Here is a 23,117-nt window from a genome sequence, read left to right as displayed (position 1 = left end):
TTTTCCCAAAATCATGTAATTATGTATGTGTTGAAAATAAATTATTAACTTGTAGCCACAAAGTTTAATCCGCAATTTAAATCAAAAATGATTTGTATGTATATGGTAAATTAAGGTTGTGAGGAGGTACTAAAATGCATGAAGAATATAAAGAGATGATAAAAAAAGCAATTGAATATATAGAGGAGCATTTACATGAGGAGCTTACAACAGAAAGAGTGGCATCTCACAGTTCAGTATCGATGTACCATTTTCATCGTATTTTTCAAAGGTATATTGGGATGAGTGTAACGGATTATATTCGAAAGAGAAGATTAACTCATGCTGCGCAAGCCTTAGTGTCAACGGAGAGGGCTGTTATTGATATTGCAGTACAATACGGCTTTTCCTCACAAGAGGCATTTACGAGGGCTTTTAAAAGAATGTTTCAATTGCCACCGAAGAAATATCGAAAGTACTTCCAGTCATTTTATATAGAAAGAGAGGGTGTTTCAATGCAAAAAGGTATACCGAAAGGATGGATCTTAAGTGGAAGTCATCCTGCTGAATATGAGATGGGTTTAGATTATGAAGTTGTCCATCAAGGAAAAGTATCTGCATACATAAAAGCAAAAGAGAATGTTACGCACGGAGGATTTTCCACATTAATGCAAATGTTCCGAGCGGATAAATATGTAGGTAAAAGATTACGTTTAACAGCGTTTATTAAGAGTGAGAATGTAAGAGATTGGGCAGGATTGTGGATGCGAGTAGATGGGAAAGATACAGAACCGCTCGCTATGGATAATATGCAAAATCGTCCAATTAAAAATACGAATAACTGGCAATCGTACTCGGTTGTATTAGATATAAAAGAAGGAGCGCTTGGTATTGCATTCGGTGTTTTATTATCAGGAGAAGGTTGTATGTGGCTAGATAGTATTCGATTTGATGAAGTAGATGAAAAAATTCCTTCAACAGATTTGGCAGAAAACTTTTATGAAACACTCTTAGAAGAGCCGGTGAATCTGCAATTTGAAGAAGTAGAAAAATAAAAAATAAGGAGAAAAGATATGCTCAAATATGTAAAACTAATAAGTATTAGTTTAGTAATATCGTCCTGTATTATGGGGATTAACTATTTAATTAGCTATCTTTGGTCAGGGCATGTACCTTCTTTGACGTGGAGAACATATTTGATGTTTATGTTTATATTTATGATGAGTTTTAGTTCGATGCAAAAAGAAGGGGAAGGGGATTATTGACAATGATTAGAAAAGGTATATAATCTAAATGTAAGTGATCACTTGCATGAGGAAGAGAGGATTTTATGGCGCGCTCAAAAACAGCAGAAAAAATCATCCAAGCAGCAATTGAATTAGTGAAAGAAAAGGGATATACAGCAGCAACAACGAAAGAAATTGCAATGCGTGCTGGTGTTAATGAAGTAACGATATTCCGCAATTTTAAAAGTAAAAAGGGTGTTATTGAAGCCGCGGTTGCTGAATTTTCATATGTACCGCATTTAAAACAGTTTTTACAAACAGAAATTGTGTGGGAATTAGAAACGGATTTAAAGAACTTAGCAAGGCATTATCATAATTTTTTAGATGGGGTAAAAGATATTATTGCTATTGGTATACGTGAGGCTGGAGAATTTCCTGAATTAGACGGGGAAATTGCTAAAATACCACAAGGATTAAAAGAAGAATTAAGCATCTATTTTGCAAAAATGCAGGAAAAAGGAAACATTGTTGATACGAATATTGAAGCGCAAGTAATGAACTTTATCTGGATCAATTTTGGATATTTTTTATCTAAATTACGTTTTGCAGATCGCCTGACAGAAGTTGATGATGAGAAATTTATTGAAAATAATATTGTTTTATATGCTAGGGCATTAAGACCCTAGTATTTATTTAAAATAAAATGCAAGTATGTACTTGCTTGCTAAATAGGAGAGCGGGAAGATGGATACATTAAAACAGTTTTTAAAAAGACCAGGTACGTATGTAGGAATGGTAGTAGCGCTATCGTTCCAGCTTATTTTCTTTTGTGTTTGGTTAACGGCATATGATGGAGTGAATGAACGAGCAGATCAAATGCGTATTGCTATTGTGAATGAGGATGGAAATATAGGGAGTAAAATAGCAGAAGGCTTACAGAGAAATGTACCATTTCAGGTGAAATCAGAACAGTCTGTGGAAAAAGCAAATAAAGCAATGAATGACCGTGTATACGATATGATTATTGAAATTCCTGCTTCTTTTTCAAAGGATATAAATGAAACAGGAAAATCAAATTTAAACTTCCACATTAATCAAGCGAATGCCATGATGGCAAAGCAACTGATGGAAGGAGCCGCAAAACAAATTCGAGACAATGTAAATAAAGAGATAACAAGTTATAAAAAACAAGCAATTGTGGGGAAATTACAAGCTGTAGGGCCTGAGAATGTAGAAGTGATAAAAGGATTAACCGAAGATTCAATTGGTTTTACAGTCCATAGAGTAAATGATGCAAAAGGATTCTCGGCTAACATGGTACCACTAATGATGGTATTAGCTTCATTTGTAGGAGCAATGATCATGAGTATGGAACTATCAAAAGTTGCAAAGGAAGTAAAGAACGGTTGGAGTAATTTCGTATCAAGACAGGTTATTAACGGTACAGTATCAATTTTACTTGCATGCATTACGATTAGTTTGATGAAAGGATTTCAAATTGAAATACATGAAGCAGTATGGAGTATATGGATGTTTCAAGCGATAGTCTTTTTCGCCTTTCTTTCATTAACACAAATGTTCATAACTGTTTTCGGAAATGCAGGTATGGTCTTTAATATAATTTCACTATCGCTCCAACTTGTAAGTTCGGGTGTAATTGTACCACGTGAGATGCTTTCTAAAACATATCAAACAATCGGCGAATTATTTCCCGCAACATATGCAGCAAATGGCTATTATACAATAATATTTGGAGGGATTAGTTTAGAGAAAAATATTATTTCATTATTAGTTATTATATTAGTTACACAATTGGTAGCAGTAATTACTGTATCTATAAAAGGAATAGTAAAGAGAAGAAGCTATGTAGTTAAAGAAGTATAAAATAAAAAAGGTATCCTGCGATTGGATACCTTTTTTATTTTATTATTTTGTAACTTCTGTCCACTTGTAGTTAAATTCACCACCGAAGTCAGTTGTTACAAGCCCTTTAATAAATCCGCGTTGTAGGTAAGAACGACCTTGTTGGTATAAAGGAGCGACAGCGCCGTCTTGTAGCAGGATTTTTTCAGCTTGCTTCATTGCTTCAAAGCGAGCCTTTTCATCGCCAGCTAAATCTGTTTTCACTTTATGAATGAGCGCATCGTACTCTTTGTTAGAGTATTTATCGAAGTTATAAGCACTATTTGTTGTAAATAAATCTAAGAATGTAATTGGGTCAGCGAAGTCAGGGCCCCAGCCATCAATACCGATTTCATAGTCACCACTTAATAATAGTTTTAGCTGTTGTTTACGTGGTTGTGGTTTTAACGTCACTGTTAATCCATCTAGGTTCTTTTCTAGTTCACCTTTTAAATATTCACCAGTCTTTTTAGCTAAAGCATTATCACTTGTTAATAGTTCGATTGTTACTTTGTCAGTACCAAGTTCTTGTTTCGCTTTTTTCCAGTTTTCTTTTGCTATTTTCACATCATCTTTGACTAGGTTTCCATTTTCTTTACGGAAGTCAGTGCCTTCTGGGCTTTTCGTGAATTTCGCAGGAACTATTCCTTCAGCTGGGACAGCACCGTTATTTAAAATTGTTTCTACGTATGCTTTTTTATTCATTGCTCCGTTAATAGCAAGGCGTGCATGTTGATTTTTTAATGTTTCATTTTTTTGATTGAGTCGTAAAAATTGAATGCCAACTTCAGCGCGGTCTTTGAAGTTTGGATCGCTCTTATATTTATCAACAAACTCCGCAGTTAAAGCAACGCGATCAATTTGTCCTGAATCGTATAAGTTAACTTCTGTAGATTTATCTTTAACGACATTGAAGTTGATTTCTTCTAATTTTACAGTTTTAGCATCCCAATAGTTAGGGTTCTTCTTCAATTGGAAGCTTTGCTCGTGTTTCCAGTTATCTAATATGAAAGCACCGTTGTAAATTAAATGATTTGTTTCTAAACCATAGTTATTGCCCTGAGATTTTAAGTAATCTTCATTAATTGGTAAGAATGTTGAGAATGTCGTTAAGCTTAAGAAGTAGGGAACAGGACGGTCTAGTTGTACTTCTAACGTTTTATCATCAAGAGCTTTGACACCTAGTTGATCAATTGGCAATTGTTTCTGGCTTATTTGTTTCGCATTCTGTATATCGAAGAATAAGAATGCATATTCAGCTGCTGTATCAGGATTTACGGCACGTTGCCAAGCGAAGACAAAGTCCTTTGCTGTAACTGGAGTACCGTTTGACCATTTTGAATCACGCAGGTGGAATGTATATTTTGTTTTATCGGGACTAAGGTCAACCGACTCAGCAACACCAGGAATTGGTTTGTTATCTTCTCCCATTGCATATAAACCTTCAAAAACATTGCGCATTACGCTCATGGATTCCCCATCCGTTGCTTTTGCAACATCCATTGTTGGAATTTCTGAAGCGAATGATAAGTTAATTGCCTGTTTATCAGGTGCTTTATCATTTGCTTTCGCTCCGCTTGTATGATCTTTATTTCCCCCACAAGCAGTTAGTAATAGACTTGCCCCTAAAACAGATGCAACAACAGGTACAACTTTTTTCTTCATTGTTCGTTCCTCCCTAAATGTGTGGTTCGTAACGTCGTAATGTCCACGTTTTGAAGTGTAGCTATAGAAGAAGAGAAAACCTATTACAGATATGTGTATGTAGGTAATCAGGTGTTCTATATGTATATACATGTTGAACTATAATCTATCGTTATATGTTTCAACGTAGTAGACGCTATATTTTGATGGTGAAATATTTCGTTTCTTTGATTATTTAGAATATTAACACTGGAAAGAACTATATGTCAATAATAAAAATTGGAGTATTATTTTTTAAAAATAATATATTGAAAAAGCGGATTTTCTCCTAATGAGAAATCCGCTTTTGATACATTTTTCCAATAAAACAATTGGTATGGGTAGAAAAACTTCAATTCAGGTTGCCTTTTATTTTTCAATTTGTGCCCATTTGAAGTTTAATTGACCTGCAAAGTCTACTTGCACAATTCCTTTCACATAAGAACGTTCTAAATAAGATTCGCCTTTTTGGTAAAGAGGAGCGATAACAGAGTCTTTAAATAATATTTTCTCGGATGCCAGTAACGCTTCCCAGCGAGCTTTTTCATCACCAGCTAAAGTTGTTTTCACTTTTGCTATTGTTTCATCGAACTCCTTATTAGAGTAATGATCTAAGTTGTAAGGGTTATTCGTTGTAAATAGTTCAAGGAATGTAATTGGATCCGCAAAGTCAGGGCTCCAGCCGTCAATTCCAATTTCGTAGTCACCTTTTAATAAAAGTGAAACTTGTTGTTTACGTGGTTGCGGCTTTATATTTACTGTTAAGCCATCTAAATTCTTTTCTAGTTGTCCTTTTAAGAATTCACCAGTTTTCTTTTCAAGGTCACCATCACTTGTTAATAGTTCTAACGTTATTTTTTCGGACCCAAGTTCTTGTTTTGCCTTTTTCCATAATTCTTGAGCAGATTTTGTATCAACCTTTGTTAAATCGCCGTTTGCAGCACGGAAATCTGTTCCGTCAGGTCCTTTTGCAAAGTTTTTCGGCACGAGACTAGAGGTTGGTGTAGAGCCGTCATTTAATAACGTATTTACAAAGGATTTTCGATCAATTGTTTGATCGATTGCTTGGCGTGCAGAAACGTTTTGAAGTATTTTGTTTTGTTGATTCATACGTAGAAACTGTACCCCTACGTTTGGCCGTTCTTTAAAGTTAGCATCCTTTTTATATTTATCAACGAAGTCAGATGTTAGTTTGATACGATCTAATTGTTTTGACTCGAATAAATTTACTTCTGTAGATTTTTCTTTTACGACGTTAAAATTGATTTCTTCCAGTTTGACAGTACCTTTATCCCAATAGGTAGGGTTTTTCTTAAATTTAAAGCTTTGCTCGTGCTTCCAATCGCTTAGTGTAAAAGCTCCGTTGTACAAGATTGTATTGTCTTCTAAAGCGTATTTATCACCTTGTGCTTTAAAGAATTCCTCGTTAATTGGTAGAAATGTTGGGAACGCTGTTAAGCTAATAAAGTACGGAACAGGACGTTCTAATTCTACCTCAAACGTATGGTCATCAATTGCTTTTACACCAAGTTGATCGGCTGGAAGTTCTTTGTTGTTAATTTTTGTTGCATTTTTAATATCAAAGAATAGAAATGCATATTCAGAGGCTGTTGCTGGATCAACAGCTCTTTGCCAAGCGAAGACAAAGTCTTTCGCTGTAACAGGAGTGCCGTTTGACCATTTTGAATCTCGTAAATGGAATGTGTATTTCGTCTTATCGCCACTTACTTCATGAGATTTTGCAACACCAGGGACAGGTTTGTTACCTTCACCAAGATTATACAAACCCTCAAATACGTTTCTCATTACTTGACCAGAATCAGTATCTGTAGCACGAGCTGTATCCATTGTTCGTATTTCAGTAGGTGAAGATAAGTTTAAAACCTGTTTACTAGGCGCCTCGTCTTTTGCATTTGCTCCGCTTGCTTCGTTTTTATAACTACCGCAACCAGTTAATAAAATACTTACTCCTACAACTGATGCAATACCGGGTACAAACTTTTTTTTCATTTGATTTTCCTCCTAAATAATTAAGTTTGGATGATGATGAGGGAAATGAAAAATAAAAAATCCCTCTTTTCGTATTGAGAAAGAGGGATTTTTACGTACAAGTTATGCACCCGTATATAAACGAAGTCCCTCATTCTATCTTTCAAGCATAAAGCTTGCAGGAAGTGGCACAGTATTCAAAATGAACCTGCTGCCGAGGTTTCAAAGGGCCAGTCCCTCCACCTCTCTTGATACAATGAGTAAACGAATAAACTTTATTAATTTTTGTGTTTCTTTGATAATTCAAAATCTTACACCTTGGATAATGAAGTGTCAACCAAATGAAATATAGTTTAAATTTTCAGTTTTATTTAATGAAAAAAACCACTGCATATGGCAGTGGTTTTTCTATTAGAAGTTAAAGTTATCTGGATCTGGACCGACGCGACGGTCTTCATTTAGAGCTTGAATTGCTTTCATGTCATCAGCGCTTAATTCAAAATCAAATATATTTGCATTTTCAATAATGCGATGTTCTTTAATAGATTTAGGGATGGTTACAACTTCGTTTTGTAGATCCCAGCGTAAAATAATTTGTGCAGTTGATTTATTATATTTTGTTGCAATGTCTTGTAATGTTGGGTTGTCTAGCAGTTGGCCTTGCATTAATGGTGACCAAGCTTCAAGTTGGATGTTATGTTCTTTACAGAAAGCATGCAGCTCTTCTTGTGCTAAACGTGGGTGGTATTCCACTTGGTTGACCATTGGCTTAATTTCAGCAATTTCAAATACGTCTTGTAAGTGGTGAATATGGAAATTACTCACACCGATAGCGCGAACACGGCCATCTTTATAAAGCTTTTCTAATGCTTTCCATGATTCAGTATATTTCCCTTTTACAGGCCAATGTACTAAATATAAATCTAAATATTCTAGACCTAATTTCTCTAATGTAGTTTCAAATGCTTGAAGTGTTGTTTCATACCCTTGATCGCTATTCCATACTTTTGATGTAATAAATAATTCTTCACGTGAAACACCTGATTCACGGATCGCTTGTCCAACGCCTTCTTCGTTTTGATAAATTGCTGCAGTATCAATGCTGCGGTAGCCATTTTTAATTGCTGCTTTTACAGATTCAATTACTTCTGAACCATCTTCTACTTTAAAAACACCTAAACCGAACCAAGGCATTTTTACACCGTTATGTAATGTTGTATAGTCTTTTAAACTTGTTAAATTCATATTATTTCCCCCTAGCTTTTTTGTTTGTTGCTTCTACCGCTTTTTGAATTGCCTCTGAAAAATTATATTCATATAAAGCTTTGAGACCCTCAGCTGTGGAACCACCGGGTGTTGTTACTTGTTCGCGGAGGTTAGCTGGATCTTGCGTTTGTTCAAGCATAGAAGCAGAGCCGGAAATCATTTGAATGACAAGGTGTTTTGCGGTTGCTTCATCGACTCCATAACTTTTTGTTGCTTCAATTAAGCTTTCAGCAAAGTAATAAAGGAAAGCTGGTGCACTTCCAGTAACTGCAGTAAGCTGATGAACTTCTTCTTCAGTACAAAGTTGCGAAGTACCAATGCCTCTTAAAAGGAGTTGCAAGGTTTCCTGATGTATCTCGTTTACTGATTGTCCCGTTGTATATAAGGAGATAGACTTGCCAATTTCAGCAGCTGTATTTGGCATAATCCAAGCAACAGGTGTCCCCTCGGGAAGTCTTTCTTCTAAATAAGATGGACCAATGCCAGCAGCTACCGTTACGACAAGTTGATTCGATAGTAACGGAGATAATTCTGCTAATAATTCTTCATGTGCAGAAGGCGGCATTGCTAAAACAATCGTATCAACAGATGAAACATGCTGCTTCCAATCTGTTGTAGTAGACACATTATATCGCCCTTGTAATTCCTTTAGCTTTTCTACGTTGCTTCGGTTAGAAACGATAATTTCTTCGATGTATTCTTTGCTTGTTTTAAGTAATCCGGAAAATATAGCTTCTGCCATACGACCAGCACCAATAAATAAAATTCGATGTTTAGTTAGCATATCCTTTATTCCTTTCTAGTGAAGATATGTTATAAAAAACGATACCATCTTTAAGAGAATTTTGTAAAAAGAAAAGACTTATTGTGAAAAGGATGGAAATGGAGGGAGGAGGGTTAATATAAATAAGGTTATAAAAATTATTATACTTAAAAAATAGTTGTAATAAAAAATCCCTGAAGCATAACTGCTTCAGGGATTAATAGATTATAAGTTTATGCTTTTGTCATACCTAACAATACAGCGCCGCCGATAATTAAAACACTACCTAGTGCAATAAAGATCAATTGACGTTTTGTTTTCTTTTCACCTAAGAAGACAATCGCACCGAATGTTGAGATAACGATTCCAGTTTGAGATAATGGGAAGCTTGTTGCTACTCCGACACGTGGTAATGAAAGAAGTAAGAATAAGTTTCCAGTTCCCCATAGTAAACCAGATAAAGCATTACGGATTGCATATTTGTTAAATGGTTTATGTTTAGATGTCAATACAACCGCACCAACAAACATACCAACTGCTTGTGGTAAAATAGCAGACCAACCATCGATATTATACCAACGAATAATAATTACATATACAAGGTAACCGAAAGTAGAAACAATTAAAGTAAGAAGTCCTTTTTTCAATTGTCCTGGTGGCTGTGCATTTTCTTTGTCATCTAGTGATGTGAATACAACACCAACTACGATTAATAGGATTGCAATCGTTCCCAGAATAATCGTTGTTGTTGTAGTCCACTCACGGAAAGCGATAACCCCAAAGATAGAAGTTGCAACAAGTTGCATACCAGTAGAAATCGTTACAGTAGTTGAAACACCTAGTTTTTCAACTGTTTTTAATTGGTTTACTTGTCCTAATGCCCAAAATAAACCTGAAATAAAACCAACAATTAAGACTGTCATTGTTAAAGCTGGTTGAGTAAATACATACATAATTGTTGCGAAGAATAGAGCACCGATTGTCATACCTACCGTTTGGCTATATGCACCACCGCCCATTTTTACGCTTACTAATAAGATGTTTCCCCATGCAATTGCAGGAAGAAGCGCTAATAAAATGTCCATTACAAGACTCCCTTCGGTTTTCTATACCAATATAATTACATATCGTTCTAACGATCGGTAATGCCCCACTACTAGAGTAGAAGATTACCGATCGCTAAAACAGGATGAAGAATTCACGATATAAATGCGTTTTCATTTCTTCATTTTTTGAAACACCTCCATATAATAACAGGAAATTGCCTATTTTAGAAAGTGAATTCAAATAAAATGTATATTTTAATAAAAGGTAAAATTCAGTTATTTCCCGATGGTATATTTTATTTCCTAAGAAATAAAGAAGCAGCTTCAACAAAAGCTGCTTTAAGAGTTAGTAATTCTTTTATTAATAAGCTGAATACATAGCAGAAATAGGAGTGACATACTAATAGTGATAACTACAAGTATCCAGGCGAGTTGCATATTACTTGCATCAATCGCCATGTAAATTGCAGTTGGGATTGTCTGTGTTTTACCAGGAATGTTCCCAGCAAACATGAGTGTAGCACCAAACTCACCGAGCGCACGAACAAAGCTCAAAATCATTCCGCTTAGTAAGGCGGGAAATGCAAGCGGAAGTGTAACGTGCAGAAAAACTTGATATTCACTTGCACCAAGGTCACGAGCGCTTTCTTCAATTTGTACATTTGCGATAGAAAATCCTGTTTTTGCTGATTGGTACATGAGCGGAAATGCAACAACTGTAGAAGCGATGATAGCAGCAGTAGATGTGAACATAATGGACTGCTGAAATATTGATTCTATCCACGTTCCAATGGGACTATTATTTCCAAAAATGATAATGAGAAAAAAGCCAATTACAGTTGGCGGAAGTACCATTGGTAATAAGAAAATAGTTTCTAATATTATTTTATATCTCCATGAGGAGCGTGCTAACGCTCGTCCAATAATCGTCCCTAAAATTGTAACGATAATGGTGGCGCATGCAGCTACTCGTATAGATAGAAAGATTGGTGAAAAAATAGCATCAAAGCTCATGGCAATTATGATAGGACTGTAAATCCATATTTTTTAAAGATAGATTGTGCATCTTTTGACTGCAAATACTCATAAAATGAAGTCGCCTCTTTCTTGTGCTTAGATTCTTTTATAACACCTAAAGGATAGTGAATTGGCTCATGAGAAGTAGCCGCTGCTGTCTCACCAATCTTTACTTTGTTAGAAATAAGAGCATCTGTTTTGTATACAATACCAGCATCGACATTACCTGTTTCTACATATGTTAACACTTGGCGAACATCTTTTGTAAATACGATTTTATTTTGAATGTCATTCCATAGATTTCCATGCGTGAGAGAAGCCTTTGCGTATTTTCCCGCAGGTACTGATTCAGGTGTACCAAGTGCGATTTTCTTAATTTTTTCATCTTTTAAATCTTGAATTTTCGTAAGAGAACTATCTTTTGGGACAACTAGAACGAGTTCATTTCCAAGAAGATTTTTCCCTTCTTTTTCATTAATGAATCCTTTTTTAACAAGAGTTTGGAATTTATCTTCGGCTGCTGAGAAGAATAAATCAGCAGGCGCGCCTTGTTCAATTTGTTGTTGAAGTGCACCAGAAGCACCGAAGTTAAAAGAAAGTTTAATATTAGGTTCTTTTTCTTTATATTGTGTTTCAATTTCTTTTAGTGCATCTTGTAAGCTTGCAGCTGCTGATATAGTGAGTTCAACTGTTTTTCCTTCTTTAGCAGTTGATTTCTCTTTCTTATCTCCGTTTGTACATGCAACGCTAAATATAAGAAGAAAAGAAAGTATAAGCGCCCCGATGGATCGTAATGTAAACTTGTTCATAAAAAAATCCCCTTTCGTTTTGACATATTCAATTATAACTAATTATAACTAGATATAACTAGTTATAATTGAATATAATTTGAACGATATAGTTGTTTTTTAATATAGGAGAAATATTCTTTTCTTTGTTACAATGAAGGAAGAAAGTGAGGAATCGTCTATGGATCATCATTCCTACACAACGGAAGAAGTAGCGAAGCGATTAAAGGTATCAAAATTAACTGTATACGATCTAATTAAAAAAGGAGAACTTCCTTCTTATAGAATTGGTAGACAGATGCGCATTGATGCAACAGATTTAGAACAATATATAAAGCAAATGAAAACAGGGAAAATACAAGGTACTCCTGTAAAGAGCGAAGATAGTAGGGGCTTGGATACATGTATTATTAGCGGACAAGAACTAACGTTAGATATGTTGGCAAAACGTATAGAAAATCGCCTGCCAAGTTCAAACATATTAAGGGCATATCAAGGTAGTTTAACGAGTTTAGTAAAAATGTATCAAGGAGAAGGAAATATCGTTAGCTTGCATTTGTTTGATGGAGAAACAGGTACATATAATGTTCCGTATGTAAAACGTATTTTAGTGGGACAACCATGTACGATGATTAATTTATTAGCAAGAAACGTTGGGTTTTATGTGCAAAAGGGAAATCCGAAAAATATAAAAACATGGGCTGATTTATCTCAATCATCTATACGATTTGTAAATCGAGAAAAAGGTTCTGGCATTAGGGTGTTAGTGGATGAACAATTGCGCATTCAAAAATTAAATAAAGAGCGTATTAGTGGATATGAATGGGAAGAGTCGAATCATCTTGGTGTTGCCACGCAAGTCGCAAATGGAAAAGCTGACGTAGGAGTAGGTTCAGAAAAGTTTTCACAGATTGTAAATGTAGACTTTATTCCAATCATGAAGGAACAGTATGATTTAGTGATTTTGAAGAATAAAGAAAATGAAGAGCTGATTGATGTCGTGAAAGATATTTTGCAATCGGAAGAATTTCATAATGAATTAAAAGCGATTGGCGGATACGATATGACGAAAACAGGTCAAATTATATATGAAATAAAGTGAAACTTTAATCAGTGGGGGTTTTATTCATCCCCCACTGATTATTAGTTGAACCAATCGGACTTTAATGGGCAGCCCGACCCCCACCTAACTTCTTTGCTTTCGCTGAATTTTGAGGTGGGGGTCTTACTGCCCATTAAAGCGGGACAAACTAAAAAGCTGCTTGTCTATAAGACAAGCAGCTTTTTTTATATATAAAGGGGTTTGGGGAAACAAAGTATTAAACAAGACCTTGAGCAAGTGTGTAAATGAAGGCTGTAAGAAGAGTCGCTCCACTTGCAAGTCCGATAAAGTCTGATTTGTTAAATGTAATGTTGTTCATTATAATCTCTCCTTATTTATTTAATGTAGTTGCAACAGCTTTTGCATCGACAAGTGCGGATAGCACCATGCCCATTGTATTTAAAAATTTGTTTGATTTCATTTTGTTCATCATGCGTATCCGCTCCTTTTCGAATTGTTGTTGCCCTGCTTTATGTCTTAATTATAGGAAATATGATTGCCTGCAACTATCGAATTAGCTTACGGGAGACTTACATTTTTGTAAGAAAAAAAGACATTCATGTAAGAATGTCTTTTAAAGCATATTGATATGATGATGCTCTTCAATTGTTTTTAAAAAGCTACGCATTGAATTCGTCATATAACTATCTTTACGGCGTATGAAAACCGTTGAAATACTACCATATTTTTCAGGAATTGCATGACAATGTACTTTACCAGCTTTAGAAAGATGGTGAACAGCAGACTGTGGTACGAGTGTAATTCCAAGGCCGAGTGCAACACTGTTTAATATCGTTTCTAATATATTAAATTCCATAATTCTTTTTGGGAGCAAACCTTCATCTTTAAGCCATCGTTCTAGTTTGGAACGGTATCCACATCCTTGGTTAAAAACGAGTAGGGGTGTTGTTGTAAATTCTTCTATATGAAAAGCTTTATTTTGTGTTACAAGCATTAATTTTTCTGTACTAACATCGTATTGTTCAATTAGTGGGTGTTTAATAGGCCCTGATATAAAGGCACCATCTAATTGATGATCAAGTACTTCTCTAATCAATGCTTCTGTTAGACCCGCTTGTAATGATAAATCGACATTAGGATAGCGTTTATAGTAAGAAGATAAAATGGTAGGTAATGTACTTACTGTTTCGACTGTACCGATTTTTAATATGCCAGAGGGAGTTTCACTATCTAAAAATACTTGTTTTAGCTCGTCAACATCTTGCAAAATTTTATTAACATAAACGAGCATTTTTCTTCCTTCAGCTGTTAAAGTCATGCCTCGTTTATGACGATAAAAGAGTGGTGTTTTTAGTTCGTTTTCCAGTTGTTTAATACGTGCAGTTACATTTGATTGTACGTAATTTAATTCCTTTGCTGCGCCGCTTACACTACCTTTGTCGGCAACGCTTTGGAAGATTTGTAAGTCTCTTAATTCCATAGTATGATCCTCCTTGATGTTAACTATCATTATAAGTGATAGTTAACATCATTTTGAATCATTTTACGTGATATATTTTTTCTTTTACAATTCTCTTTGTGCAAATAGAAAGAAGCGGGGGAATTGTGTTGAGAAAAGGTCAAATGATAATAGGGGCTTTAGCATGTTTAATTGCAAGTATGTCATGGGGAGCAATGTTTCCGGTTGCTGATCATGCGCTAGAATACATAGATCCATTTTATTTTTCGCTTATTCGCTATGGAGCAGTGGCGATCGTACTGATTGTATTGTTGTTAATGAAAGAAGGAAAACAGGCATTTCGTTTAGAGGGAAGAGGAAAGTTACTCGTCTTTTTCGGAACGATGGCGTTTACTGTATATAATGTACTTATATTTTTAGGTCAAATGTTAATGGGAAAATCAGGTGTGATGGTAGCCTCCATTATGGAAGCACTTATGCCGATGATTTCTATTTGTATTCTATGGGGATATAAGCATGTAAAACCGAAAAAGTATATGATAACGAGCATGATTATCGCTTTTGTAGGGGCTGTATTCGTTATTACGAAAGGTGATATGAGTTTCTTTTTAACGTTGAAAGATAACATGTTTTCGCTGGCCTTTATATTTATTGGTGTGGTAGGTTGGGTTATTTATACGATGGGTGGTCAAACGTGTAGCGATTGGTCAACATTGCGTTATTCTACGTTGACGTGTGTATTCGGTACGACTGTCACAGGGATTATAACTGTAATCATTACATCGTTTGGATACGTATCGGTTCCGAGTATGGGAACGATTTCTATCGTGAAATATGATTTATTGTTTATGATGACATTACCAGGTATCGTAGCATTACTCGCTTGGAATTACGGTGTGAAAATTTTATCGTCCATTAATGGGATTTTATTTATTAATTTTGTACCAATCACGACTTTAGTTATTATGATGATGCAAGGATATCGAATAACAATGTTTGATATTATAGGGACTTTATTTGTTATTGCAGCACTTATTCGCAATAACGTTTGTCAGAGAAAAGAAGAAAATATAAACAAGCGAAGTTTACAAGAAGAGCAATTACGTCAAGCTGTTTAATAGGCAATTGGAGGATTTCACATGGTAGAAAGTTTATTGTTTTTCTTCGCCGTCGGAGTTGCTTGTGAGCTTGCAGCAATTAACCGAAATGGTCGTAAAAAGATAAAACAACAAGCTGAGCTGATACAGCTTTTAAAAGAATTGAAAGAAAGAAAAATGTAAAAAGACGACCGGGCATAGACGGTCGTCTTTTTCTATATAAAGGGGAAAGGGGACACAAAGTTATACAAGCGTAGCAGCGTAAATAAAAGCAGTAAGAAGAAGAGAGCCACTAGCTAATCCTAAAAAATCTAATTTGTTAAAAGTGATGTTATTCATGATGCATTCTCCTTACTTGTTTAATGTAGAAGCAACAGATTTTGCATCGATTAGAGCGGAAAATACCATGCCCACTGTATCTAAAAAATTGTTTGATTTCATTTTGTTCATCATATGAATCCGCTCCTTTTCGAATAGTTGTTGTTTCTTTCTGACTTAATTGTATGAAATATTTGGGGAAGTAACTATCGAATTAGCTTACAAGAAAATTACACTTTTGTAAGAATTGAAATGTAACAATTAATACTTAAAATTATTACCAACTCCTAAAACTTAGTGTTATAATCGTTATAAGAAAATGATTATAATTCGGATATTCAGAAAGGAACGAAACAAATGTATAAACCAATTACATTTTTGTTGAAATATATATTTAAAACAGCTGGGAAAGTAGAAGTGCAAGGGAGAGAAAAGTTACCAGAAGGCGGCCCGTATGTTGTTGCGTGTACACATACAAGTTTTATGGATGTATTAATGTTAGCTACAGGGATGTACCCGACCCAAATTCATTACATGGCCAAAAAAGAATTATTTGAAGGGAAATTCAAAAACTGGTTCTTTAAAAATGTGAATGCATTCCCTGTAGATCGTGCGAATCCAGGACCGAGTACACTCAAAATCCCGTCACGCCTATTAAAAGAAGGGAAAGTAGTAGGGATTTTTCCGAGTGGGACACGATCAACAGAAGATGTTTCATTAAAAGCTGGTGCTGTTACGATTGCGCTACGTTCTAATGTCCCGTTAGTACCGGCAGCTTATGTTGGTCCATCGAGTGTGAAAGAATTAATAAAAGGGAAAAAGGCGCAATTGATTTTTGGAGATCCAATTCAAATTGATGCGGAAGAACAAATAGATCGAAAAACAGCTATGAAAATGATGACAGATCAATTAAATGAGAAGTTTGATGAGCTAAAGGAAACTTTGCAATCAAATTGAAAATAAGAAAAGACGACCGGGCATAGACGGTCGTCTTTTCTATTACTATTTATAATAAAGGGGAAAGGGGACACGAAATTTATACAAGCGTAGCGGCGTAAATAAAAGCAGTAAGAAGAACTGATCCGCTAGCTAGTCCTAAAAAATCTAATTTGTTAAAAGTGATATTGTTCATAATGAATTCTCCTTACTTGTTTAATGTAGAAGCAACAGCTTTAGCATCGATTAGAGCAGAAAATACCATGCCCATTGTATTTAAAAAATTGTTTGATTTCACTTTGTTCATCATATGAATCCGCTCCTTTTCGAATAGTTGTTGCTCTGTTTCTGACTTAATTGTATGAAATATTGCAGGGAGTCACTATCGAATTAGCTTACAGGAAAATTACACTTTTGTAAGAAAAACGAATGAAGATGTAATGATGAGAAGATTTGACATATGTTCATGGGATTCATTAAGTTAAAAGTAGAGGTGAGTGTATGGCTAATATTAAAGATATTGCAAAGATGGCGGGAGTTTCAGTTACGACTGTTTCGAGAGTATTGAATGATCATCCGTATGTAAGTGAAGAAAAAAGGAAAGCGGTTATAGAGATAGTGGAGAAGTTGAATTACTCACAAAACGCAAATGCTGTTCATTTATCAAAAGGGAAAACGAATATTGTTGGTGTGATTTTACCGTATATTAATCATCCATGCTTTGATGCGATGGTAGGCGGGATGATGGAGGTGGCGTTAGCTCATAATTACAGAGTGCTACTTTGCCAAACGAATTATAATAAAAAAGAAGAAATGAAAAGTTTACATATGTTAAAAACAAAACAATTGGATGGTCTTATTATTTGTTCTCGTGCGAATGATTGGGAAACGATAGAGCCGTATGCTTCCTATGGGGCAATTGTTGCTTGTGAAGATAATGATATTTCGAATATCTCAAGTGTATATACGAATCATTCGGCCGCTTTTCAATTAGGAATGGATTATTTGATTGAGAAAAGTTATAAAAAAATTGGTTATTGCACGGGAAGGAAATTAGGGCCGAGTAGTCAAAAGCGTTTTGATGTTTATAAACAGCAATTGCAATCTATAGATGAAGAAGTGAATGAAGAATGGATTTTCACAGAATGTTTTACTTTAGAAGATGGTGTGAGAGTGGCTCATAAATTAAAGGGGATGCAGCATCTTCCTGAAGCATTAATAGTAGCCGGAGATGAAGTTGCGATTGGGGTGATGACAGAAGCTGAAAAATTAGGCATTCAAGTTCCTAAGGATTTAGCGATTATTGGCTTTGATAATCAACCTATTTCGCAAGTGTTACAACTTACAACCATTGATCAAAATTTAAAGGAAATAGGTAAAAAGTCCTTTGAAATGTTTTACAGGCAAATACGTGATGAAAGTTCTAAACAAGAAAAGGTGGAAATTCCATACGAACTTGTGGAACGCTCTACTGTTTAGTTTTAATCCGTTATGTGTAAATTGCATAACGGATTATTTTTTTGAAATATCTTTGACAGGAAACGCGTTTCATACTTTATAAAGGAGTTAAACCGGTCTGTAATAATCCATGGATTCTTTTCAAGAATAGTATTTGGAGGGATATGCATGAATGAACTTTTATTGAGTGTGAAAAAGCATATAAAGGATGATGAAAAGATTTTGGATTTTGTCGTAGGGATATTTGAGAAGGATGATTTTACGCTATCGTATCAACATGGGATTTTTGCTGCTACTACTAGACGTCTCCTCTTTTATGGGAAATTTCCATACTATCCTGCAACATTTAAAGATTATTCATATTTGCATATAGATAGCATAGATTTTCGTCCGCATTTCGAATGTACTTGTAATCATGAAACCATTCGAGCTAAGTATATTCAGAAGGGGAATGTGGAGCGATTTGTCCGTACAGTTAGAGCGAATATGAATAATTAATCACCCCTTTGTTTAAACATAATATCCCGATCTTTAAGAGTAAAAATGCGCAATAAAAACAACTTCTAAACCTCTAGGAGATAGTGATACAATGTCAAATGGGGGGAGGTATGAACTATGGTTAATCAACGTATAAAGGAAATAACACTAATTACAATTGGTTCATTATTATTCGCAATTGGTATTAATTACTTTGCAATTCCAAACCGTTTATCAGAGGGTGGAATTATTGGTTTAACGGTTGTTACGTACTATTTATTTGATTGGTCGCCGGGGATTGTAAACTTTGCTATAAATGCAATTTTACTAGCTATTGGTTATAAATTTTTTGATAAGAAAACGATGGTTTATACAATTTTAGGGATTGTAGAAACATCCTTGTTTTTATATGTTACGGAACATATTGAGTATCATGTAAATAGTGATACGTTATTAGCGGCTTTATTCGCTGGCTTATTTGTCGGTGTCGGATTAGGCTGTATGTTCAAAGCTGGAGGTACATCAGGAGGATCGGCAATTTTAGCTCGGTTAGCCAATCAATATTTAGGGTGGAGCGTTGGTAAAGGCGTACTTATTATTGATATTGTGGTAATTGCTGGTTCTGTATTTATAATAGGGCAAGAAAAAGCAATGTACACACTTGTTGCAGTATTCATCGGAGCAAAAGTGATTGATTTCATTGTAGAAGGAATGGATACAAAAACAGCTGTTACAATCATTTCAAATCAACCGGATTTAATCCGTGAAACTATTACGAAAAACATGACACGCGGTGTCACTGTATTAGAAGGACGCGGCGGATATACTGGTAAAAATAAAGAAGTGTTATATGTTGTTATAAATAAACAAGAGCTTGTTAAGTTAAAGCAGGTTATTAGTCGAGTAGATGAAGATGCTTTCGTTGTTATTCATGATGTACGTGATGTACTTGGCGGTGGCTTTAAAGCGAGCTAAAAGGTGAACGAGTAAATTCGTTCACCTTTTTTAATTCTTACAAAAATGTAAGTGTAATGTAATGAGATTCAATAGTAGATTTTATTCCTTCTTTTTAAAATGGATGTATATATATCCTGCAGAGGAGGAAGATTGATTATGAAGAAAAAAATGATCGCTACTATAATAGCGATGATAGTGATAGTAGTAATGTTACTGCCTACGAAACTTGGACCAGTTATCGATAAATATAATCCACTTTATAAGACGAAAGAATACTATACGGTCGTGAATACAATTGGTCAGCATATTGGTGATGAGTGGTATGAATATGAATTTATTGCATTTGACGAACGTGGAAGAGAACAAAAAATAAAGAAGACTGTTAAGCATATGTTAAAGAGAGATGAAGCGTTAAAGGTGTATGCAAAAGGACGCTACGGAGAGGCGATTGAAGAAATTGAAGCTGTAAATATTCCTATTAATGCGAAGAGTAAACTTTTAACGATGAGATAGCGGATTATACCCCCACCTATTTTTTGTCGAAAATAAAAATACTAGGTAGGGGTATTTTGGGGTTCATGAAAGAGCCTTAGTCCATATGGACTAAGGCTCTTTTTGTTATATAAAGGGGAAGGGGGGTACATTGTAGTAGCATGAGTGAAAGGTATAAGAAGAGTAGCTACTAGCAATGTAATTTGGTTATGTGAGTGTTCTTCTTATTTGGCTTGCTTTCTAACTTTATTGTACGAGATGTAGGTAAGAGAAACTATCGAATTACATTACACATAGCTTACAAACATGTAAGTCTTCTGTAATGTAATTCGATGGTTAAAAGATAGTGAATTTCATATAGTGTAATTAGAAAGTCTCACTGTATTACTTTCTGTTTGTAATATTAATGAAGAATGAAAAACCAACTACTTTTTAATAGCCCTCATCTTTATTTGGATGAGGCTCTTTTTATAAACCTTACAACATTGTAAGGTTTACGTAAGTTAATTCGATAGTAAATTTGTCATATTTTTTGCATAATAGATACAAATAGATAAAATAATTAGGGATATAGTAAGAAGGGAGAAAACTGGGATGCGTAAAGAAGAAGTAGTGAAGTTTCCAATTAAAGATTTCTGTAGCTACTTTACTGTTGCCGTAGTATGTATTGGATTATTTGATATCATAACAAACTTAATTGTTAAATAACATAGATGATAAAACAAGAAGGGAGATCCTTTCTTGTTTTTTTTATGGGGGAATAAAGATGAAATGGATTGATAGTCATATACATGTTGACCAATATAAGGATGAAGAAAAAAGTAGATTACTTAAAGATGTGGAACATAGTAAAGAGATACAGGGACTTATCGCGGTATCTATGAATTATCAATCATGTAAAGAAACTTTATCTTTAGCAAAGCGATATCCTTTTGTACATCCAGCAATAGGTTTTCATCCGGAGCAACTGATTCATAAAGAAGAATGTGAGCAAATTTATAAATTAATTGAAGAGCATGTAGAAGACATAGTTGCGATTGGTGAAGTAGGCTTGCCATATTATTTAAGAAAAGAAGATGAGCACATTGCTATCAATTCATATATATCAGTGTTACAACGATTTGTTGAACTAGCTAGTAAATATGATTTACCCATTATATTGCATGCAGTGTATGAAGATGCTGATATTGTATGTGATTTACTGGAGAAATATAAAGTTTCACGTGCACACTTTCATTGGTTTAAAGGAAGTGAAACAACAATGAAACGGATGATGAGGAACGGTTATTATATTTCTATCACACCAGATGTTTTACATAAGGAGAAAATTAGAAAAATTGTTTCGTATTATCCACTTGAATATATGATGGTAGAAACAGATGGACCGTGGGAATTTCACGAGGATGTTATGACGCATCCGAGAATGATTCGAGAGGTATTAAAGGAAATTAGTGTTATAAAAAACGTATCTGTTGATAAAGTTGCGAAAACGATATATGAAAATACCATTCAATTTTACTCCGCTATTTGCCAGACATTAAGAACCTGAATGATTAAGTTTTCACTTTATTTGAAAGGATAGGAGAGTTACTCTTATCCTTTTTATTATGGATATTTTTTCTAATATTTTCTATAATTTATGATGTGTTTAATTTGATGAAGGAAGTAGGGGGAAAAATGGGGAAAGCATATAAAAAAATAGCTATTACAATGATGGTCGGTGCACTTTCACTTGCAGCGTTTGGGTGTGAAGCAGAAACAAAGGCTATAAATCCAAACGCAAAACAAGAAAATAAGGAAGAAAAAATTGATCCAGTAGTTGAAAAACAGATGAAAGAAAATGAGAAGAATGGGAATACGGTTGGAAACAGTTCTAATGAAGGGAAAATGGCAGAGAGTAACGGCTGGATTTACTATGCGGTGAATGGTGATAAAAATACAGGAGGCATTTATCGTACGAAAGATCAATTTCAAACAGCAGAGCCTGTAGTAAAAGGCGTAAATGCTTCTTACATAAATATAAAAGATAAATCTTTATATTTTATTCATACGGATAAAGATAAGAATGCAGGATTATCTTCTTTAATGAAGTATGATATATCTAGCAAAAAGCTAGACACGTTAAAAGATGATACAAATTATGTTTATATAAAAGACCAAACTTTATTTTATCCGAAAAAATATTCTGAGCATGGTGGTTTTGATATTGTAGGGATAGTAAAAATGGATTTGAAAACGGGGCAGGAAGAAGAAGCGGCATTTAAAAACTCAGGTTGGTCTCAAACGATAGACGATAGTATTCTACATTGGAATAAAAATCGTGGAACACAATTGACAAAAGATAATAAAACTTGGTCAAAAGAAAATTATGCAACAATATCTAGTGCTACTTATAATAATGAAAAATTATATGCTGTTATCGACTTTTCGTTACCTTTTGAAACAAATGAAGCTGAGCATGGCATATATGAAATAGACATTCAACAAAATAACGAAAAGTTATTGGTAAAGGATGCTTTGCAGATGAATGTGAAAGGGGATACTTTTTATTATTTAAAAAAGGACGGAGTATATAAGAAGAAAATGAATGGTGGAAATGAAAAAGTAATTTATAATAAAGCGGTTGAACCAACTAAATCCTATTTATATTTTGTAGCAGGAGATATGTATCTTTATACGGATAATGGAACTATTTTAAATCTAGATACAAAGAAATCAAATGAAGAAAAAGATAAGAAATTAGCAGATGATGTTATGTTACAGAAAGTATGGAATGCACAGAAGGAACTTACTAATGTTCAAATGGCTGCACTAACAGGAAATCCAAAACGATTAGGGGATTTTTCATACGGGGAATTAGTGAATCCTATTTATAATACGAAGGATACTTTAGAGACTACGCTATCTACGTACTTCTCAAAATCATTTATAGCAGAGTATATGAAGAGTAAGTATATTAAAGAGTTAAATGGAAAAATGCACTATGCTATTGGAGATCCAGGGTCAAAAGCAGCGACTAAATTCACGAAAATTATTTCTGCCGATTTGAAGGATGGGAAAATAAGAGCGCAGGTAGAAACGTATAATGACTATGATAATGTAACGGAAAAAGTAGAAGTTGAATTTGTTTATGAAAATAATCAATGGGTTATTAATAACATGCCACGTTTTGGTTTAAGTTAAAAAAACCACCAAGCATTC

The 23,117-nt window shown here is 34.6% G+C and carries 25 protein-coding genes and 1 riboswitch; of the genes, 14 read left to right on the top strand and 11 right to left on the bottom strand.

The annotated features are described in order from the left end of the window. The first annotated feature begins 134 nt into the window (after positions 1 to 134). The 4 genes from QEP67_RS26830 (at position 135) to QEP67_RS26815 (ending at position 3,089) form a co-directional block, all read left to right on the top strand. Positions 135 to 1,034 carry an AraC family transcriptional regulator gene (locus tag QEP67_RS26830; protein ID WP_000544213.1) on the top strand — a complete coding sequence of 300 codons (900 nt, stop codon included), beginning with the start codon at positions 135 to 137 and terminating at the stop codon, positions 1,032 to 1,034. An 18-nt stretch (positions 1,035 to 1,052) separates the two neighbouring features. After that, on the top strand, positions 1,053 to 1,244 hold the full coding sequence (locus QEP67_RS26825; RefSeq protein ID WP_000922540.1) for a hypothetical protein: 192 nt from the start codon (positions 1,053 to 1,055) through the stop codon (positions 1,242 to 1,244). A gap of 65 nt (positions 1,245 to 1,309) precedes the next feature. Then, positions 1,310 to 1,891: a TetR/AcrR family transcriptional regulator gene (locus tag QEP67_RS26820; protein ID WP_000124367.1), complete on the top strand. Its 582-nt coding sequence runs from the start codon at positions 1,310 to 1,312 to the stop codon at positions 1,889 to 1,891. A gap of 58 nt (positions 1,892 to 1,949) precedes the next feature. Further along, the gene (locus QEP67_RS26815) at positions 1,950 to 3,089 is read left to right on the top strand and encodes an ABC transporter permease (protein ID WP_151035252.1); all 1,140 of its coding nucleotides are present in this window, start codon (positions 1,950 to 1,952) and stop codon (positions 3,087 to 3,089) included. 42 nt (positions 3,090 to 3,131) lie between these two features. Here QEP67_RS26815 and QEP67_RS26810 read toward each other — a convergent pair whose 3' ends face one another. The 7 genes from QEP67_RS26810 to modA all read right to left on the bottom strand — a co-directional run bounded on the left by QEP67_RS26810 (position 3,132) and on the right by modA (position 11,680). Beyond that, entirely contained in the window at positions 3,132 to 4,772 is a 1,641-nt protein-coding gene (locus tag QEP67_RS26810) for a peptide ABC transporter substrate-binding protein (protein ID WP_000731058.1), read from the bottom strand. 387 nt (positions 4,773 to 5,159) lie between these two features. Then, positions 5,160 to 6,800, bottom strand: a complete 1,641-nt coding sequence (locus QEP67_RS26805; RefSeq protein WP_000726461.1) for a peptide ABC transporter substrate-binding protein — start codon at positions 6,798 to 6,800, stop codon at positions 5,160 to 5,162. A 132-nt stretch (positions 6,801 to 6,932) separates the two neighbouring features. Then, a riboswitch (SAM riboswitch) is annotated at positions 6,933 to 7,037 on the bottom strand. Positions 7,038 to 7,190: 153 nt separating this feature from the next. Beyond that, on the bottom strand, positions 7,191 to 8,024 hold the full coding sequence (locus tag QEP67_RS26800; protein WP_001054817.1) for an aldo/keto reductase: 834 nt from the start codon (positions 8,022 to 8,024) through the stop codon (positions 7,191 to 7,193). Between the two features lies 1 nt (position 8,025). Continuing rightward, positions 8,026 to 8,829: a pyrroline-5-carboxylate reductase gene (proC, locus tag QEP67_RS26795; RefSeq protein WP_064470200.1), complete on the bottom strand. Its 804-nt coding sequence runs from the start codon at positions 8,827 to 8,829 to the stop codon at positions 8,026 to 8,028. Positions 8,830 to 9,041: 212 nt separating this feature from the next. Then, complete coding sequence (locus tag QEP67_RS26790; protein ID WP_000353546.1) at positions 9,042 to 9,893, bottom strand: GRP family sugar transporter; 852 nt, start codon at positions 9,891 to 9,893, stop codon at positions 9,042 to 9,044. A 300-nt stretch (positions 9,894 to 10,193) separates the two neighbouring features. Then, positions 10,194 to 10,868, bottom strand: a complete 675-nt coding sequence (modB, locus tag QEP67_RS26785; RefSeq protein ID WP_064470199.1) for a molybdate ABC transporter permease subunit — start codon at positions 10,866 to 10,868, stop codon at positions 10,194 to 10,196. Between the two features lie 5 nt (positions 10,869 to 10,873). Next, complete coding sequence (modA, locus tag QEP67_RS26780) at positions 10,874 to 11,680, bottom strand: molybdate ABC transporter substrate-binding protein (protein ID WP_001032244.1); 807 nt, start codon at positions 11,678 to 11,680, stop codon at positions 10,874 to 10,876. A gap of 133 nt (positions 11,681 to 11,813) precedes the next feature. Here modA and QEP67_RS26775 point away from each other — a divergent pair, with 133 nt between their 5' ends. Continuing rightward, entirely contained in the window at positions 11,814 to 12,761 is a 948-nt protein-coding gene (locus tag QEP67_RS26775; protein ID WP_000657104.1) for a helix-turn-helix transcriptional regulator, read from the top strand. Between the two features lie 217 nt (positions 12,762 to 12,978). Here QEP67_RS26775 and QEP67_RS26770 read toward each other — a convergent pair whose 3' ends face one another. Both QEP67_RS26770 and QEP67_RS26765 read right to left on the bottom strand, forming a co-directional pair. After that, entirely contained in the window at positions 12,979 to 13,080 is a 102-nt protein-coding gene (locus tag QEP67_RS26770) for a DUF3948 family protein (RefSeq protein ID WP_001060018.1), read from the bottom strand. Positions 13,081 to 13,335: 255 nt separating this feature from the next. Further along, positions 13,336 to 14,202 (bottom strand): LysR family transcriptional regulator, encoded by an 867-nt coding sequence (locus QEP67_RS26765; RefSeq protein ID WP_000423044.1) that lies wholly within the window; start codon positions 14,200 to 14,202, stop codon positions 13,336 to 13,338. Positions 14,203 to 14,330: 128 nt separating this feature from the next. On the opposite strand from QEP67_RS26765, the gene QEP67_RS26760 reads away from it, so the two are divergent. Continuing rightward, positions 14,331 to 15,299, top strand: coding sequence for a DMT family transporter (locus tag QEP67_RS26760; RefSeq protein WP_001225441.1), 969 nt, complete (start codon positions 14,331 to 14,333; stop codon positions 15,297 to 15,299). A gap of 21 nt (positions 15,300 to 15,320) precedes the next feature. Further along, positions 15,321 to 15,461, top strand: a complete 141-nt coding sequence (locus tag QEP67_RS26755) for a YrzO family protein (protein ID WP_000230328.1) — start codon at positions 15,321 to 15,323, stop codon at positions 15,459 to 15,461. A 60-nt stretch (positions 15,462 to 15,521) separates the two neighbouring features. Here the strand turns inward: QEP67_RS26755 and QEP67_RS26750 are convergent, their stop codons facing one another. Next, a complete protein-coding gene (locus QEP67_RS26750) occupies positions 15,522 to 15,617 on the bottom strand; it encodes a DUF3948 family protein (RefSeq protein ID WP_001060007.1) in 96 nt (31 codons plus the stop codon). 336 nt (positions 15,618 to 15,953) lie between these two features. Between QEP67_RS26750 and QEP67_RS26745 the strand changes: the two genes are divergently transcribed. After that, positions 15,954 to 16,553 carry a 1-acyl-sn-glycerol-3-phosphate acyltransferase gene (locus tag QEP67_RS26745; protein WP_000277787.1) on the top strand — a complete coding sequence of 200 codons (600 nt, stop codon included), beginning with the start codon at positions 15,954 to 15,956 and terminating at the stop codon, positions 16,551 to 16,553. Between the two features lie 79 nt (positions 16,554 to 16,632). Here the strand turns inward: QEP67_RS26745 and QEP67_RS26740 are convergent, their stop codons facing one another. Then, on the bottom strand, positions 16,633 to 16,728 hold the full coding sequence (locus QEP67_RS26740; protein ID WP_001060010.1) for a DUF3948 family protein: 96 nt from the start codon (positions 16,726 to 16,728) through the stop codon (positions 16,633 to 16,635). 305 nt (positions 16,729 to 17,033) lie between these two features. Between QEP67_RS26740 and QEP67_RS26735 the strand changes: the two genes are divergently transcribed. The 6 genes from QEP67_RS26735 (at position 17,034) to QEP67_RS26710 (ending at position 23,099) form a co-directional block, all read left to right on the top strand. Beyond that, positions 17,034 to 18,011 (top strand): LacI family DNA-binding transcriptional regulator, encoded by a 978-nt coding sequence (locus QEP67_RS26735; protein WP_001273893.1) that lies wholly within the window; start codon positions 17,034 to 17,036, stop codon positions 18,009 to 18,011. A 147-nt stretch (positions 18,012 to 18,158) separates the two neighbouring features. Then, positions 18,159 to 18,488: a PH domain-containing protein gene (locus QEP67_RS26730; RefSeq protein ID WP_001004223.1), complete on the top strand. Its 330-nt coding sequence runs from the start codon at positions 18,159 to 18,161 to the stop codon at positions 18,486 to 18,488. 117 nt (positions 18,489 to 18,605) lie between these two features. Continuing rightward, on the top strand, positions 18,606 to 19,442 hold the full coding sequence (locus QEP67_RS26725; RefSeq protein WP_000248044.1) for a YitT family protein: 837 nt from the start codon (positions 18,606 to 18,608) through the stop codon (positions 19,440 to 19,442). A gap of 138 nt (positions 19,443 to 19,580) precedes the next feature. Beyond that, positions 19,581 to 19,937 (top strand): YxeA family protein, encoded by a 357-nt coding sequence (locus QEP67_RS26720; protein WP_000728373.1) that lies wholly within the window; start codon positions 19,581 to 19,583, stop codon positions 19,935 to 19,937. A 745-nt stretch (positions 19,938 to 20,682) separates the two neighbouring features. Continuing rightward, the gene (locus QEP67_RS26715; protein WP_000871083.1) at positions 20,683 to 21,465 is read left to right on the top strand and encodes a TatD family hydrolase; all 783 of its coding nucleotides are present in this window, start codon (positions 20,683 to 20,685) and stop codon (positions 21,463 to 21,465) included. Between the two features lie 128 nt (positions 21,466 to 21,593). Next, complete coding sequence (locus QEP67_RS26710; protein WP_000513825.1) at positions 21,594 to 23,099, top strand: DUF5050 domain-containing protein; 1,506 nt, start codon at positions 21,594 to 21,596, stop codon at positions 23,097 to 23,099. Positions 23,100 to 23,117 lie beyond the last annotated feature (18 nt).

Source organism: Bacillus cereus group sp. MS39 (assembly GCF_040448665.1).
Lineage (GTDB): Bacteria > Bacillota > Bacilli > Bacillales > Bacillaceae_G > Bacillus_A > Bacillus_A wiedmannii.
Note: the sequence above shows the minus strand (reverse complement) of the source record. Positions and strands in the feature narration are given on the sequence as shown.

Coding starts and splice junctions, on each gene's coding strand:
- QEP67_RS26710 (WP_000513825.1), top strand. CDS start 21,594: ATGGGGAAAGCATATAAAAAAATAGCTATTACAATGATGGTCGGTGCA.
- QEP67_RS26825 (WP_000922540.1), top strand. CDS start 1,053: ATGCTCAAATATGTAAAACTAATAAGTATTAGTTTAGTAATATCGTCC.
- QEP67_RS26775 (WP_000657104.1), top strand. CDS start 11,814: ATGAAGGAAGAAAGTGAGGAATCGTCTATGGATCATCATTCCTACACA.
- QEP67_RS26810 (WP_000731058.1), bottom strand. CDS start 4,772: ATGAAGAAAAAAGTTGTACCTGTTGTTGCATCTGTTTTAGGGGCAAGT.
- QEP67_RS26745 (WP_000277787.1), top strand. CDS start 15,954: ATGTATAAACCAATTACATTTTTGTTGAAATATATATTTAAAACAGCT.
- QEP67_RS26770 (WP_001060018.1), bottom strand. CDS start 13,080: ATGAACAACATTACATTTAACAAATCAGACTTTATCGGACTTGCAAGT.
- QEP67_RS26820 (WP_000124367.1), top strand. CDS start 1,310: ATGGCGCGCTCAAAAACAGCAGAAAAAATCATCCAAGCAGCAATTGAA.
- QEP67_RS26805 (WP_000726461.1), bottom strand. CDS start 6,800: ATGAAAAAAAAGTTTGTACCCGGTATTGCATCAGTTGTAGGAGTAAGT.
- QEP67_RS26730 (WP_001004223.1), top strand. CDS start 18,159: ATGAATGAACTTTTATTGAGTGTGAAAAAGCATATAAAGGATGATGAA.
- QEP67_RS26755 (WP_000230328.1), top strand. CDS start 15,321: ATGGTAGAAAGTTTATTGTTTTTCTTCGCCGTCGGAGTTGCTTGTGAG.
- QEP67_RS26765 (WP_000423044.1), bottom strand. CDS start 14,202: ATGGAATTAAGAGACTTACAAATCTTCCAAAGCGTTGCCGACAAAGGT.
- QEP67_RS26725 (WP_000248044.1), top strand. CDS start 18,606: ATGGTTAATCAACGTATAAAGGAAATAACACTAATTACAATTGGTTCA.
- QEP67_RS26790 (WP_000353546.1), bottom strand. CDS start 9,893: ATGGACATTTTATTAGCGCTTCTTCCTGCAATTGCATGGGGAAACATC.
- QEP67_RS26715 (WP_000871083.1), top strand. CDS start 20,683: ATGAAATGGATTGATAGTCATATACATGTTGACCAATATAAGGATGAA.
- QEP67_RS26800 (WP_001054817.1), bottom strand. CDS start 8,024: ATGAATTTAACAAGTTTAAAAGACTATACAACATTACATAACGGTGTA.
- QEP67_RS26740 (WP_001060010.1), bottom strand. CDS start 16,728: ATGAACAATATCACTTTTAACAAATTAGATTTTTTAGGACTAGCTAGC.
- QEP67_RS26720 (WP_000728373.1), top strand. CDS start 19,581: ATGAAGAAAAAAATGATCGCTACTATAATAGCGATGATAGTGATAGTA.
- modA (WP_001032244.1), bottom strand. CDS start 11,680: ATGAACAAGTTTACATTACGATCCATCGGGGCGCTTATACTTTCTTTT.
- QEP67_RS26735 (WP_001273893.1), top strand. CDS start 17,034: ATGGCTAATATTAAAGATATTGCAAAGATGGCGGGAGTTTCAGTTACG.
- QEP67_RS26815 (WP_151035252.1), top strand. CDS start 1,950: ATGGATACATTAAAACAGTTTTTAAAAAGACCAGGTACGTATGTAGGA.
- modB (WP_064470199.1), bottom strand. CDS start 10,868: ATGAGCTTTGATGCTATTTTTTCACCAATCTTTCTATCTATACGAGTA.
- QEP67_RS26750 (WP_001060007.1), bottom strand. CDS start 15,617: ATGAATAACATCACTTTTAACAAATTAGATTTTTTAGGATTAGCTAGT.
- QEP67_RS26830 (WP_000544213.1), top strand. CDS start 135: ATGCATGAAGAATATAAAGAGATGATAAAAAAAGCAATTGAATATATA.
- proC (WP_064470200.1), bottom strand. CDS start 8,829: ATGCTAACTAAACATCGAATTTTATTTATTGGTGCTGGTCGTATGGCA.